Source organism: Nocardia africana NBRC 100379 (assembly GCF_001612635.1).
Lineage (GTDB): Bacteria > Actinomycetota > Actinomycetes > Mycobacteriales > Mycobacteriaceae > Nocardia > Nocardia africana.
Genome location: NZ_BDAV01000016.1, coordinates 81,999 through 94,590 on the forward strand (window position 1 = coordinate 81,999; position 12,592 = coordinate 94,590).

14 protein-coding genes are annotated in these 12,592 nt (G+C 69.6%); 8 read left to right on the forward strand and 6 right to left on the reverse strand.

Annotated elements, in window-relative coordinates:
* Positions 1–179: 179 nt before the first annotated feature.
* Genes NA3_RS28325 through NA3_RS28355 form a run of 7 tightly spaced genes read left to right on the forward strand, consistent with a single transcriptional unit; the run spans position 180 to position 4,354 of the window.
* Positions 180–668: a Na+/H+ antiporter subunit E gene (locus NA3_RS28325; protein ID WP_128145193.1), complete on the forward strand. Its 489-nt coding sequence runs from the start codon at positions 180–182 to the stop codon at positions 666–668.
* Positions 668–919, forward strand: a complete 252-nt coding sequence (locus NA3_RS28330) for an MrpF/PhaF family protein (RefSeq protein WP_062966727.1) — start codon at positions 668–670, stop codon at positions 917–919. The genes NA3_RS28325 and NA3_RS28330 overlap by 1 nt, the downstream gene beginning before the upstream one ends.
* Positions 912–1,211, forward strand: coding sequence for a monovalent cation/H(+) antiporter subunit G (locus NA3_RS28335; protein ID WP_062966729.1), 300 nt, complete (start codon positions 912–914; stop codon positions 1,209–1,211). The genes NA3_RS28330 and NA3_RS28335 overlap by 8 nt, the downstream gene beginning before the upstream one ends.
* Positions 1,208–1,450, forward strand: coding sequence for a DUF4040 domain-containing protein (locus NA3_RS28340; protein WP_062966731.1), 243 nt, complete (start codon positions 1,208–1,210; stop codon positions 1,448–1,450). The genes NA3_RS28335 and NA3_RS28340 overlap by 4 nt, the downstream gene beginning before the upstream one ends.
* On the forward strand, positions 1,447–2,196 hold the full coding sequence (mbhE, locus tag NA3_RS28345) for a hydrogen gas-evolving membrane-bound hydrogenase subunit E (protein WP_062966733.1): 750 nt from the start codon (positions 1,447–1,449) through the stop codon (positions 2,194–2,196). The genes NA3_RS28340 and mbhE overlap by 4 nt, the downstream gene beginning before the upstream one ends.
* The gene (locus NA3_RS28350) at positions 2,193–2,540 is read left to right on the forward strand and encodes a sodium:proton antiporter (RefSeq protein ID WP_062966735.1); all 348 of its coding nucleotides are present in this window, start codon (positions 2,193–2,195) and stop codon (positions 2,538–2,540) included. The genes mbhE and NA3_RS28350 overlap by 4 nt, the downstream gene beginning before the upstream one ends.
* Positions 2,540–4,354 carry a complex I subunit 5 family protein gene (locus NA3_RS28355; RefSeq protein WP_062966737.1) on the forward strand — a complete coding sequence of 605 codons (1,815 nt, stop codon included), beginning with the start codon at positions 2,540–2,542 and terminating at the stop codon, positions 4,352–4,354. The genes NA3_RS28350 and NA3_RS28355 overlap by 1 nt, the downstream gene beginning before the upstream one ends.
* Positions 4,355–4,360: 6 nt before the next feature.
* On the opposite strand, the gene NA3_RS28360 is transcribed toward NA3_RS28355, so the two are convergent.
* The 3 genes from NA3_RS28360 to NA3_RS28370 all read right to left on the reverse strand — a co-directional run bounded on the left by NA3_RS28360 (position 4,361) and on the right by NA3_RS28370 (position 8,376).
* Positions 4,361–5,719: a TIGR01777 family oxidoreductase gene (locus NA3_RS28360; protein ID WP_062966781.1), complete on the reverse strand. Its 1,359-nt coding sequence runs from the start codon at positions 5,717–5,719 to the stop codon at positions 4,361–4,363.
* A 67-nt stretch (positions 5,720–5,786) separates the two neighbouring features.
* Entirely contained in the window at positions 5,787–7,307 is a 1,521-nt protein-coding gene (locus NA3_RS28365) for a class I adenylate-forming enzyme family protein (RefSeq protein WP_062966783.1), read from the reverse strand.
* 97 nt (positions 7,308–7,404) lie between these two features.
* Positions 7,405–8,376: a phosphotriesterase family protein gene (locus tag NA3_RS28370; protein WP_062966739.1), complete on the reverse strand. Its 972-nt coding sequence runs from the start codon at positions 8,374–8,376 to the stop codon at positions 7,405–7,407.
* A gap of 191 nt (positions 8,377–8,567) precedes the next feature.
* Here NA3_RS28370 and NA3_RS28375 point away from each other — a divergent pair, with 191 nt between their 5' ends.
* On the forward strand, positions 8,568–9,128 hold the full coding sequence (locus NA3_RS28375) for a QsdR family transcriptional regulator (protein WP_062966785.1): 561 nt from the start codon (positions 8,568–8,570) through the stop codon (positions 9,126–9,128).
* A gap of 15 nt (positions 9,129–9,143) precedes the next feature.
* Here NA3_RS28375 and ygiD read toward each other — a convergent pair whose 3' ends face one another.
* The 3 genes from ygiD to NA3_RS28390 all read right to left on the reverse strand — a co-directional run bounded on the left by ygiD (position 9,144) and on the right by NA3_RS28390 (position 12,589).
* Positions 9,144–9,980 carry a 4,5-DOPA-extradiol-dioxygenase gene (gene ygiD, locus NA3_RS28380; RefSeq protein WP_084491943.1) on the reverse strand — a complete coding sequence of 279 codons (837 nt, stop codon included), beginning with the start codon at positions 9,978–9,980 and terminating at the stop codon, positions 9,144–9,146.
* Between the two features lie 54 nt (positions 9,981–10,034).
* Positions 10,035–11,432, reverse strand: a complete 1,398-nt coding sequence (locus NA3_RS28385; RefSeq protein ID WP_084491939.1) for an ABC1 kinase family protein — start codon at positions 11,430–11,432, stop codon at positions 10,035–10,037.
* Between the two features lie 176 nt (positions 11,433–11,608).
* Positions 11,609–12,589: an alpha/beta hydrolase gene (locus NA3_RS28390; protein ID WP_084491944.1), complete on the reverse strand. Its 981-nt coding sequence runs from the start codon at positions 12,587–12,589 to the stop codon at positions 11,609–11,611.
* Positions 12,590–12,592 lie beyond the last annotated feature (3 nt).

Here is a 12,592-nt window from a genome sequence, read left to right on the forward strand (position 1 = left end):
CGCCCCGCACGCGCGTCTCGCATTTTCCGCTCGTCGTCGCCGATACCCGGGCATCCGGGGAACCAAACGTCTGCTGGGCACCGGGTCTGCGGCGGTGCGCGATTGACGGCGACATCGCCGGGTATCCGCAGGCCGAGCGGGTCTGTGCCGTTCCGGTGCGGCCCGAGGAGGAGGTGCGGATGCGGCGCGGCGGTGTCGTGGCGGAGACGGCGGCCTGGTGGCTGATCGGTGTCGTGATCTGGCAGGCCACCGTGACGGTCGCGGCGTGGGAGGAGGTGATCGCCGCCGCGGTGCTTGCCCTGCCGTGCGCGGTGGCCGCATGCGCCGCGCGACGGGCGATCGACGGAGGCTGGCGGCCCCCGGCCCGGCTGCCGCGCTGGGTGGCGTGCACCGCCCTCGCCATGGTGCGCGACGGCGCCGGAGCGCTCGCCCTGGTGGCGCGCGGCCGGCGGCCGGTCGGCCGGTTCGCCGAATTACCCTTGGCCGCAACCGGTTCGACAGCGCAGCGCGACGGACGGGAGGCGGCCGCGACGATCCTGCTCTCGGCGACACCCGGTTCCCTGGTCGTCTACTCCGATCCCGGCCATTCCCGGATCAGGCTGCACACCCTGCCGCTGCCGGAGTCCGCGCTGCAGCGCGCGGTGCGCGACCCGGACCGGCGACGCTGATGTGGACCATCGCCTCGATCGCGCTCCTGGCGGGCGCTCTGCCGCCGGGGATCTGGCTGGCCGCGCGCGGTACCGCCGCCCACCGGCTGGTCGGCATGCAGATGGTCGGGACGGTGACGGTGCTGGTGCTGATCACGATCAGCCTGGCCGCCCACCGCCCCGACTACCTGATCGTTGCGACGGTGCTGGCCTTGCTCGCCTTCGCCGGAACCCTGGTGTTCACCCGGCTGATCGGAGCGAGCGATGACTGATCCCGCCGCGATGGCGGCCGCCGTCGTCCTCGGCGCGGCGGTCGTGGTGGCGGTGGCGGCGTCCTGGTCGGCGCTGCGACCGCGCACGGTGTACGCGCGGCTGCACTATCCCGGCATGCTCGCGTCGGTGACCGGGCCGCTGCTGACCTTGGCGGTGCTGCTGGACTACGGTCTCGGCCTCACCACCGCGATCGTCGCCCTCACCGCGGCGCTGCTGTGGTTCACCGCACCGGTGTCCTCGGCGGCGATCGGCAAGTTGAATGTCGTTCTCGGCGAACGGAAACGGGAATGAACGTACTGATCATCCTCGCACTGGTCCTGGTGGCGGTGGCGGCCACCGTCGTGGTGTGCACCGAGAACCCGCAGCGCCAGGCGGTGTCGCTCGGCGTCTACGGGGCACTGTTGTCGCCGCTGTTCCTGCTGCTCGGCGCCCCCGATGTCGCACTGTCGCAGATCGCGGTCGGCACCGCGGTGGTGCCACTGATGGTGTTGCTGGCGGTGCGGTCGGTGCGCCGGCGGAGACGCTCGTGAATACCCGGGCGCGTCTGGCGGTGGCCGCCGCCGGCGCCCTCGGACTGGGTGTCGCGCTGATCGTCGCGATACTGCGAATCCCGAGTTTCGGCAACGACTTCCACCCCTATCGCGACGCCGCGGTGACGGAGGCGCTGCACCGCCAGAGCCCGAACGTGGTGTCGTCCATCAACTTCGATCAACGCGGGTTCGACACCCTCGGTGAGGAAGCCATTCTGGTCGCGGCGGTCGTCGGAGCGGCCACGCTGCTGCGCCGCACCTCCCAGCCCCGGCCGCCGCGCCCGGCGATCGCCTCGCCGTCGCGCCCGCCGCTGCTGGCCGCCACCCGCCTCGCCGGATACGTCCTGTTGCCGGTGACCTTGCTGATCGGCGCCGACGTCGTCGTCCACGGCCACCTGACGCCGGGCGGCGGCTTTCAGGGCGGAGTAGTGCTGGCTACCGGCCTGCACCTGCTGTATGTGGCTGGCGACTATCGGGCACTGCGGCGGGTCCGGCCGCTGGTCTGGTACGAGGCGGGAGAAGCCGTCGGCATGGGCGCGGTCCTCGCACTCGGTGCGGCCGGGCTGGCGGCCGGCACCGGATTCCTGTCCAACTTCCTGCCGAAGGGCACGAGCGGACAGCTGTTCTCCGCGGGCACCGTCGCACTGTTCAGCTGCGCGGTCGGAATCGCGGTGGGCAGCGGCATCGTGGTACTGCTCGCCCAGTTCCTCGACGAGTACCTGGGCGCCGACGAAGGGGCGAGATGAGCGTATTCCCGTATCTGGTCGCGGCGTGGATTCTGCTGATGGGACTGCTCGGCGTCGTCCGCAGCCGCCATCTCGTGCACACCGTGGTGTGCGTATCGGTGACCCAGTCGAGTACGTATGTGCTGCTGCTCGCCGTCGGCTATCGGAAGGGGGCGACCGCACCCATCTTCGGGCAGGCCAATCCGACCGGTTCGCCGGTGGTGGACCCGATGGTGCAGGCCATGGCCCTGACCGACATCGTGGTGTCGGCGACCGTGAGCGCGCTGCTGCTGGCGCTGGTGATCCAGGTGGCCAAGCGGCACGGCACCGTGGTGCCCGATGAGCTGCACGCCCTGCGCGGCTGATGAGCGGTTCCGCGAGCGCACTGCCGCCGATGATCGTCACGGTACCGATCGCCGGTGCCTGCGTCCTGCTGCTTCTCGGGCGGATCGCACCCCGTCGTCTCGTCGACTCCCTCGCGCTGGTCACCGCCCTGACCACCACGATCCTGGCCGGGTGGCTGCTGGCCGCGACGGGGTCGGGCGCGGTGGTGACCTGGGTCGGCGGCTGGCATCCCGGGCCACGGTTCGCGGTGGGCATCGTGCTGGTCGCCGACCGGCTGGGCGCGGCCATGGTGCTGCTGATCGCCGTGCTCGCCACCACCGCGCTGCTGTTCGGCTGGCGGTACTTCGATACCGTGCGCGCGCACTATCCGGCGCTGCTGCTGCTGTTCACCGCGGGTATGGCGGGCTACGCGCTCACCGGCGACCTGTTCGACATGTTCGTCTTCTTCGAGCTGATGAGTGTGGCCGCCTACGCCCTGACGGGTCTCGAGATCGAGGAGCCCGAAGCGGTACAGGGCGGCCTGAACTTCGCGGTGGTCAACTCGCTGGGCGCCTATCTGTGCCTGTTCGGCATCGGACTGCTGTATGCCCGGACCGGGCAGCTGGGTCTGCCGCAGTTGAGCCTCGCGCTGTCGCAGCGGGCGCCGGATGCGCTGGTGCTCATCGCATTCGGATTGATCGCGACGGGCTGGCTGGTGAAGGCGGCGGCGGTGCCGTTTCATTTCTGGCTGGCCGACGCGCACGCGGTCGCCCCCACTCCGGTGTGCGTCCTGTTCTCCGGCGCGATGGCACCCCTGGGGATCTACGGTGTGGCGCGGGTCTATTGGGCGGTGTTCGACACCGTGCTCCCCGCCGCGGGCGTGCATCGGATGATGCTGGTACTGGCCGTGTGCACCGCGCTGCTGGGCACCGTGATGTGTGTCCTGCAACGCCATATCAAGCGCCTGCTCGCCTATTCGACCATCGCGCACATCGGATTGTTCCTGCTCGGCCTGGCCGCACTGACTCCGGAGGGCGTGGCGGCCGCGGCGGTGTATCTGGCCGGGCACGCCGCGGTGAAGGGCGCGTTGTTCCTGATGGCGGGAATTCTGTTGTCGCGCTATCGATCTCTCGACGAGGTGCGGTTGTACGGGCGCGCCCGGCGGCACCGGGCGGTGGGCACGGCGTTCCTGCTGGGCGGGCTCATGCTGAGCGGAATTCCGCTGTTGGGCACGGGTTTCGGCAAATCGCTGCTGGAGGAGTCGGCGCATTCGATCCCGCTGACCGTGCTGGTGATCGCGGTGTCGGCGCTGACCGGCGCCGCGGTGCTGCGGGTGGGGCTGCGCGTGTTCTTCGGCGTCGGCCATCCGCCCCGGCCGGCGTCGGAGGCGGACGAGACCACCGGCGCGCACGAGACCCCCGATGCCGACACCCCGCCCGGCCGCATTCCGGTGACGATGCTCGCAGCGGTGTTCGCACTGTTGAGTGCCGGTGTGCTGAGCGGACTTCCGGGACGATTCGGCCGTGAGGTGGCCGCGGCGGCCGCACAGTTCTGCGACCGCATCGGTTATCGAGACCGGGCGTTGTCGGGAGTCGTCTCGGCACAATCCGCGCCGGATCTGAGCTGGACATTGCACGGAACGATCCTCGGCATGGTGTCCGCCGGTGCCGCGGTGGCGCTCGCGCTACTCGGCATACACTGGCGAAACAGGCTGAGCGACAAGGGTTCTCGTCCGGCAGCGCTGATCGCGGTGCGGCACGGGCTGCACCGGTTGCACAGCGGGCACCTGGGCGACTACGCGGCGTGGCTGGTGTTCGGCTGCGCGGCCGTCATCGGCCTGCTGTGGGCGGGGTGAGTCGGTCTACTCCCCCGGCGCCTCGAGCCGGCCGAGCACATGCCGCAGCGCCGGTTCGAGTCGGTCGGTGCGGAAGTGATGGCCGGTGGCCAGCAGCCGGGCCGGTTCCACCCGCTGACTCGCCGCGGCCATCTCCCGCGCGCCCTGCCCGCCCAGCAGCAGCGCCGGACCGGCCTGCGGCACCGGCAGGATCGCCGGTCGTCGGAGGACGCGGGCCAGCGTGCGGGTGTAGTCGGCGTTGCGGACCGGATGCGGCGCCACCGCGTTCACCGGTCCCGACAGGGCGGTATCCCACAGCGCTCGGTGGTAGATGTCGATCATGTCGTCGATGCCGATCCACGACATCCATTGCCGCCCACCGGCGATCGGTCCGCCCAGTCCGGCACTGAACAGCGGCCGCAGCAAGCGCAGCAACCCGCCGGCCGGCGACTGCACCAAACCGGTCCGCACCCGCACCACCCGCACCCCGGCCTCGCGGGCGGGCCGATCGGCGTCCTCCCAGGCCGAGACCACCTCGGCCAGAAATCCGTCCCCGGCCGGACTGTCCTCGGTGAGCAGCCGATCGCCGCGGTCGTAGCCGTAGTAGCCGATCGCCGAAGCCGCGACGAAGGCAGGCAATCCGGTTCGCGCGGCCAGCTCCGCGAGCGCGCGCGTGGGCTCCACGCGGCTGTCGCGCACGCGACGTTTGTGCTCGTCGGTGAACCGGCCCGCGATCGGCGCCCCGGCCAGATGGATCAGCGCGTCGACCCCGTCCAGCAGATCGGCGGCGGGTGCGGACGGATCCCACTGCCGCTCGTCGCGTTCGCGCGCGGGCCCGCGCACCAGCCGGATCACGCGGTGCCCGCCGGTCCGCAGAAATGCGGTCAGTGCGGTCCCGACCAGTCCCGAGGCGCCGGTGATCGCGATGGTCGACGACCGCAGGCCGTTCTCGGCGGCGTGGGCGTGGGCCGCCAGATCACCGGCCAGCTGCCGGTGCCGGTATTCGAACATCGGGCGCAGCAGCGCGGCGGGCACGGGTGTATCCACGTCGTCGACGATCCGGGTGCGCCCCGCGTCGACGGCTTCGAAGCCGTGGGTGTGGCGCCACTGCACCACATGCGCGAAGGCTGAGGCCGGGCCCTCGGCGACGAGTTCGTCGGCGAAACGGTGCGGCGGATCATAGGCGACCGGATCGTGCCGGGCCACCCAGCGCAGGTTGCCCGGCAGTGCCAGTTCGGCGCGCCCGTCCTTCAGCGACCCCGCCTCGCGGACCACCCGCACCGGTTGCCACGGCGGCGCCAACCTGGTCAGGGCACCGGGCCGGGTGAACCATTCGAAGACGTCGGCCTGCGGAAAGTCCACGACAGTCGCCGATTCGAAACCCATGAGGCGGCAGTACCCCCGCCACACCGGCCCGAAACGGCCGGCCACCAGGCAGGCAGCGGTGCGGTTCTCACCGCAGAGGCTCACCCCACGTCGTCCGTTCCCGCAGCGCGGCTTTGAGCAGTTTGCCGCCCGCGTTGCGGGGCAACGGCTCGCCCACCACGGTCACATACTGTGGCACCTTGAAATCGGCCAGCCGTTCCCGGCAGTGCTCGATCACGGTCGGGATGTCGATGCCGCCGGGATCGGAGACCACGACCGCGCCGACCTTCTCCCCCATAACCGCATCCGGCACGGCGAGTACGGCGGCGTCGGCGACACCCGGCGCCGCGAGCAGGACCGCTTCGACCTCGACGCTGGAGACGTTCTCCCCGCCGCGGTTGATGATGTCCTTGATCCGGTCGATGATGTGCACCCGACCGGCATCGTCGACGCGGACCACATCGCCGGTGTGCAGCCAGCCGTCGACGATCGTGGCGGCGTCGGCGTCGGGGCGATGCCAATATCCGCCGGTGACATTCGCTCCGCGCACGACCAGTTCGCCGACGCCGGGCTCGTCACCGAGCGGGGCGATGCCGAGCTGGACGGACGGCACCGCGTAACCGACCGAATCGGCATGCTCGACGGCGTCCGCGTCGGGCAGCACCGTCATCAGCGACGCGGTCTCGGTCATGCCGTATCCGTTGAAGACCTGGGCGTTGGGGAACGCGTCCTTCAACGACAGCACCAGCGAGGGTGCGATCGGCGCGCCGCCGTAGCCCACCCACCGCACCGTGGCGGTGTCGGCACCGGCGAAGTCGGGGTGCCGCACCATCAGCGCGTAAACCGCCGGCACCGTCACCAGGAACGAAATCCGTTCCGCCGGTAGGGCGGCGATCAACTCGGGAACACCGAGCGCCGGCATGATCACCGCGGTGCCACCGAGATGGGCGGCGGTCAGCAGCTGGGAGTTGCAGCCGGTCACGTGGAACAGCGGAACCGAGATCAGCGTCCGCATACCCTCGCCGATATCGCGGGGCAACCCGATGCAGCGCACCATGTTCTCGGCATTGGTCACGAACGCCTCGTGCGTGGTGGGCACGCCTTTGGGGTGGCCGGTGGTGCCCGAGGTGTAGAAGATCGCCGCGATATCGGCAGCCGAAAGATCCTGCGCCACAACCGGTTCGCCGTCGGGAAGCGCTACGCCGGGTGCGAGGTCGATGCGTGCGCCCGAATCCGCCAGCACGAAGTCGACCTCCGGCCCGGCCGAGCGGATGTTGACCGCGACGACGATTCCGCCCGCCATCACCGTGCCCCAGAAGGCGAGCACCCAGTCGACGCCGGCCGGATAGCGCACCGCGACACGGTCTCCGCGTTCCAGTCCCGCCGCTCGCAGACCGCCGGCGACCCGGGCGGCACGCTCCCACAGCTGCCGATAGGTCAGGCGATCCGCTCCGAGTTCGACGACCGCTTCACTGCCGGGCCGCGCCTCCACGTGGGCGTGCAGCATATCCAGCAGTGTCGCCGGGAGACCGGTGTAGTGCGCGACACCGTCGCGCTCGGCGACCCCGGTTCGCGGAAAGGGATTGTCGCGGCGCGAAATCTCGATCACCGCGGGTTCGGTTGTCATCAGTGCTTCTCCTCGATCGGCCGCGTTCCCACCACTTCGCCGGCCGCGCAACACATCACGGCCCGCGCAGAAGCGGAACTCAGGCACCGAAATAGCGCCGCGGGTTGTGGACGAGCATGGTGTCGATCTGCTCGTCGGTGACGCCACGCGCCCGCAACGCCGGCAGCACGTCGTCGCTGATATGGGTGAAGTTCCAGTTCGGCACCGCGGCGGCCTTGCCCTCCTCGGAGAACCAGTCGATGAAGCACGCCGCGTCGTGGGCGAGGACCATCTTCTCGGCGTAACCGCGCTCGACCAGCCGCACCACGGTGTCCACGCGTTCCTCGAACGACAGCAGGACGTCGAGTCCGAATCGGTCCATGCCGAGGTAGGAGCCGGCGTCGGCGAGTGCGCACAGATAGTCCAGGTCGGTGCTGTCGCCCGAGTGCCCGATGACGACCTTGCTCAGATCCACCCCCTCCTCCGCGAGCACCTTCTGCGCGATCAGGCCGGACTGGTTGTGGACGTTCGTGTGCACCGTGATCGGCGCCCCGGTCTCCACGTGCGCCTGTCCGACGGCACGCATCACCCGCTCGACTCCGGGCGTCAGGCCCTGTTCCTCGATCGCGCACTTGAGGAATCCGGCCTTCACGCCGGTATCGGCGATCCCTTCGCGGATGTCCTTGACGAACAGTTCGACCAACGGCTCGGCCACGTCGAACAGCAGGCCGGGGCCGGTGTAGTGGAACTGGAACGGTACCTCGTTGTACGTGTAGAGGCCGGTCGCCACGATGATATTGATGTCGACCTGCTCATTGATCCGCTGGATCCGCGGAATGTAGCGACCGAGCCCGATCACCGTCGGGTCGACGATCGTGTCGATCCCACGTGCGGCGCATTCCCGCAACTTCGCGACGGCGTCCGCGACCCGCGCGTCCTCGTCCCACCGATTCGGATAGTCGGGATAGTTCTGCCGCATCTCCTCGCCGAGCACGAAAACGTGCTCGTGCATCAGCACCCTGCCCAGGGCGGCGGTGTCGAGGGGGCCACGGACGGTTTCAACGGTAGACATCGGATTCCTCGGGGTATCGACGATGAGCCGGACGGCTATGAAGATTGCCGGAACAATGTGATCCACGCCATCCAGTGTGAGACACTGCGCAAGTGTGTCTCAGCCTCCCGGATTCGTCAACCCGCTCGCCACAGCAGACGCCGGGTGCGCCGGGTCGGCACGGCGTGCCTCGGTATGAGGAGATGGTGGGCATGATCGCTACTTCCGAGGGACGGCGCGCCGTCGACGCGGCGACGAAGCTCTACCTGGCGGGTGAACAACTCGACATGTCGGTGCTCGCCCGTGACCTGGGCATCGGGCGCGCGACGCTGTACCGGCACGTCGGCAACCGGGACGACCTCATCGCGACCGTGCTGGCCGAAGCCACCGAACGCACCTACCGCAAGGTCTTCACCACCGCCACGGGATCCGGGGCGGCGCTCGTTCTCGACACCCTCGAACGGGTGATGAACGCGGTCGCCGAGTCCGAGCCGCTACGCATCCTCACCAGCCGAGAACCGGCACTGTTCATCCGGCTGGCGCTGCTTCCGGGCCGAATCGAATCGACGTCGGCGCGCATGGTCGCCGAACTGCTGGACGACGAACAGCGTCAGGGACATCTGACACTCCCCCTGGCCGCCGATGTCCTGGCCGAGGCCATCGTCCGCATCTGCGACGCGCACCTCTACGCACCCCTGCTCGGCGGCGATCGACCACGCATCGACACCGCGCTGGCCATCGTCGCCCTGCTCCTCGGCGAACGCCGGCAGTGAACGACTCCGCCGCGGTCACATATTGCTGTCGAGGGCCGGAACTCCGTCCGGCAACCCCGGCGCGCCCCTTCCCGCCGGCTGCGGTGGACAGGTACCGCCGAGTTGGTAGGCGGCCATGGAAATCGAACCGGCGCAATGCCCCTCGACGATCGGCACCAGCGGTTCGGTATCGGCCAGCCCCGCGATGTACAGCAGCGGCAGGTAGTGATCCGGGGTCGGAACGGCCGCCGCGAAATCGGGATGCGCGTCGAGAGCGGCGGCCTCGGTGGGTGATCGCATCAGCACCTCACGGGCCGCCTCGTCGAAGCGCACCGCCCAGTCGTACCCGGCATCCGGCTGCCGGAAATCGACCGCGCGCAGATTGTGCACGATATTGCCGCTGCCGACGATCAGCACACCGTCCGAGCGCAGCGGAGCGAGCTTGCGGCCGAGTTCGAGGTGGTAGTCCAGCGGTTCGAAGGCGTTGAGCGACAACTGCACCACCGGAATCGAGGCGTCCGGAAACGCGTGCACCAGCACCGACCAGGTGCCGTGGTCGAGCCCCCAGCTGTCGGTATCGCAGCCCACCCACTGCGGATGGGCCACATCGGCGACCTGTTCGGCCAGCTCCGGCAGGCCCGGCGCCGGATATTCGACCGCGAACAGCTCGTCCGGAAACCCGTAGAAGTCGTGGATGGTCCGCGGGCGCGGCATCGCGGTGACCGCGGTGGCGTTGGTGTACCAGTGGGCCGAAATCACCAGAATCGCGCGCGGGCGCGGCGCGGCACGCCCGACCGCCGCCCACGCCTCGGTGTACCGGTTGCGGTCGAGCGCGTTCATCGGATTGCCGTGGCCAAGAAATACCGCGGGCATCGGGTCCGGCGACATCTCGCACTCCTTCTGGTGGTGCCGACCCCGCCGGTGAGCTCAGTCGGCGGGCAGTTCGATTCCCTCGGCGGCGACCTTGGCGGCCACCTCCTCGGGGAAGATGTTGCGGAACAGGTACAGATCCTGACCGAGCCGCCAGCCCGGGGCCAGTGCGACCGCATAACGTTCGAAGTAGCCGAGCTGTTTGCCCATCAGCAGCAACTGCTGCGGGCCCGAGGCGCCCCGGCGTTTGCCGAATTCCACCAGCCGGGCCGCGACCTTGCCCATATCCAGCTTCGCCAGCTTGCCCGACAGCACCGGCGCCAGCGCAGTCGCCAGCTGGCGGCCGATGGTGGCGTCGTCACCGTCGTCGCCGTCGAGCAGATCCAGTTCCCGCAGCGCCCGCGCGACCGGGCGGAAGTCACCGTCGATGGCGCTGGCGTGGAACAGCGCGCGCACGAAGGCGCGCCACTGCGGCGTCATGGTGCCGACGATGCCGAAGTCGAGCATGGCGGCCCGGCCGTCGTCGAGCAGCCAAAGGTTTCCGGCATGTACGTCGCCGTGGAAAAGGCCGTGCACCACAACACTTTCCACCCATGCCTTGACCAGGCGGCGAATCAACAGCTCGGGGTCGGGGTGGGCGGCGCGGATGTCGTCGAAGCGGTCGAGGGGCATACCGCGCATCCGCTCCATGCAGAGCACGCGCGGGCCGCAGTACTCCCAGTACACCTCGGGGACGACCACACCGGTGTTGTCGCCGAAGGCGGCCAGATCGGCCCTCGCCTGCGCCTGGTTGCGGGCCTCGTTGCGGAAGTCCAGCTCGGCGACGGTGGTGTCGTACAGATCACGGACCACGCCTTCGGCATTGGCGATGCGGGCGTTCTCCGAGCGTTTGGTCAGCATCCCGGCCAGCCGGTAGGCGGCACGCAGATCGACGATCATGCGGCGGGCGATGTCGGGGCGCTGCACCTTCAGCACGGCCGGCCGGCCGTCGGCGAGAACGCAGGCGTGCACCTGAGCCACCGACGCGGCCGAGAGCGGTTCGTCGTCGAATTCGCGGAACAGCCGGTCGATGGGGGCGCCGAGATCGGCCTCGATCACCGCACGGGCGTCGGTGGCCGCAAACGGCGGCACATCGTCGAGGCAGCGCAGGCACGCGTCGGCGAGTTCGTCCGGGAACGCGGCCGGCGACGAGGCTATGAGCTGGCCGAGTTTGACGAACATCGGGCCCAGCGCCTCGAAACCGTCGACCGTGCCGTCGGCCATCGCGCGTCGCCGCTTGGCCGGGCGCAGACCTTCACGCAACACCCGCCGCGTCACCCGGCTGCCGATCGTCGTGCCGATCGCGGCGGTACGCCGGAACTCCGCGAATCCGAATTTCTCCAGCGCCGGTACCGGCTGCGGTGGAGTCGCCCCCGCGCCCGGTCCGGAGGCGGTCTCGGTGGCCGCCGCCGTCACCGCAGGACCCCGCCGGTCACCTGCTCACCTGCCCGAATCATTCGTTGCGACCGTCCCATCGTCGTTTCGTTCGTGCACAGTCTACGACTGCCGGGCCACCGTACCGGCCGGTGTGATCCGCTGCACCCGACCGTGTCCGGTCGCGGTGGCCACCGTCACGGCCGTGACGAGCCGGTTCACGGCGCGATGCCGAGTCCCGCGGCGAGGACCGGCCAGGAGCGCTTCAGCGCGTCCTGCCAGTAGCCCCACGAATGTGTGCCCGTGGGTTCGAAGTCGAAGGTCGCCGGAATTCCCAACTCCCCCAGACGAGTCGACATGTTGTGTGTACACCAGTTCACCGCGGCCTCGATCACGCCGCCGATCACGAGCTGATCCAGATATCCGCGCGGCCCGGGCTGCATATGGTCGCCGCCGTACACGTCGTACATACCGGGCACACCGGTGCCGGTGGAGATGAACAGATTCAGTCCCCGCAGCCCGTCGGCGTGCACGTACGGGTCGTTGGCCGCCCACATCGGATCGTCGTCGGGGCCGTACATGTTCCCCACATCGCCGCCGCCCCAGGTCTGCACCGCCATTTTGACGAATTCGCGGCCGATCGGATCACTGATCTGCGCACATCCCGAATACGCGGCCACCGAGCGATACAGTCCCGGAGCGGCGATCGGCAACTGCAGCACCGAGGTCCCCGAGGTCGACAACCCGGCCAGCGCATTGGCGCCGGTGGTGCGGTAGCGCCCGTCGATCAGCGGCGGCAGTTCCGCGGTGAGGAACGTCTTCCATTTGTACACACCGAGTTTCGGATCCGGTGCGCGCCAATCGGTGTAGTAGCTCCAGCGGCCCCCGACCGGCTGCACCACATAGGTCTGCTTCCCGGACAGAAAGCCCGCGACATCGGTATTTCGCTCCCACGTCGCCGAATCCTGGCCTCCCCCACCGCCGTTGAGCAGATACAGCACCGGCGCCGGTGCCTGGTCGTCGGCGGGCACCTGCACCTTCACCATGATGTCGGTGTTCATCGCCGCCGAATGCACCCGCAACTGTTCGGTACGCGGATCGAGCCGCCAGCTGCCGGTGACGGCCGACCCGTCCGCGGCGACCGGTTCGGGTTGCGCACCGGCGGGCGCGGCCCCCAGCACCGCGCCCGCCAGTACCAGAAC

Bases quoted from the DNA above. Each gene is read 5' to 3' on its own strand.
- NA3_RS28325 (WP_128145193.1), top strand. From the start codon at position 180: ATGCGGCGCGGCGGTGTCGTGGCGGAGACGGCGGCCTGGTGGCTGATC.
- NA3_RS28330 (WP_062966727.1), top strand. From the start codon at position 668: ATGTGGACCATCGCCTCGATCGCGCTCCTGGCGGGCGCTCTGCCGCCG.
- NA3_RS28335 (WP_062966729.1), top strand. From the start codon at position 912: ATGACTGATCCCGCCGCGATGGCGGCCGCCGTCGTCCTCGGCGCGGCG.
- NA3_RS28340 (WP_062966731.1), top strand. From the start codon at position 1,208: ATGAACGTACTGATCATCCTCGCACTGGTCCTGGTGGCGGTGGCGGCC.
- NA3_RS28350 (WP_062966735.1), top strand. From the start codon at position 2,193: ATGAGCGTATTCCCGTATCTGGTCGCGGCGTGGATTCTGCTGATGGGA.
- NA3_RS28355 (WP_062966737.1), top strand. From the start codon at position 2,540: ATGAGCGGTTCCGCGAGCGCACTGCCGCCGATGATCGTCACGGTACCG.
- NA3_RS28360 (WP_062966781.1), bottom strand. From the start codon at position 5,719: ATGGGTTTCGAATCGGCGACTGTCGTGGACTTTCCGCAGGCCGACGTC.
- NA3_RS28370 (WP_062966739.1), bottom strand. From the start codon at position 8,376: ATGTCTACCGTTGAAACCGTCCGTGGCCCCCTCGACACCGCCGCCCTG.
- NA3_RS28375 (WP_062966785.1), top strand. From the start codon at position 8,568: ATGATCGCTACTTCCGAGGGACGGCGCGCCGTCGACGCGGCGACGAAG.
- ygiD (WP_084491943.1), bottom strand. From the start codon at position 9,980: ATGCCCGCGGTATTTCTTGGCCACGGCAATCCGATGAACGCGCTCGAC.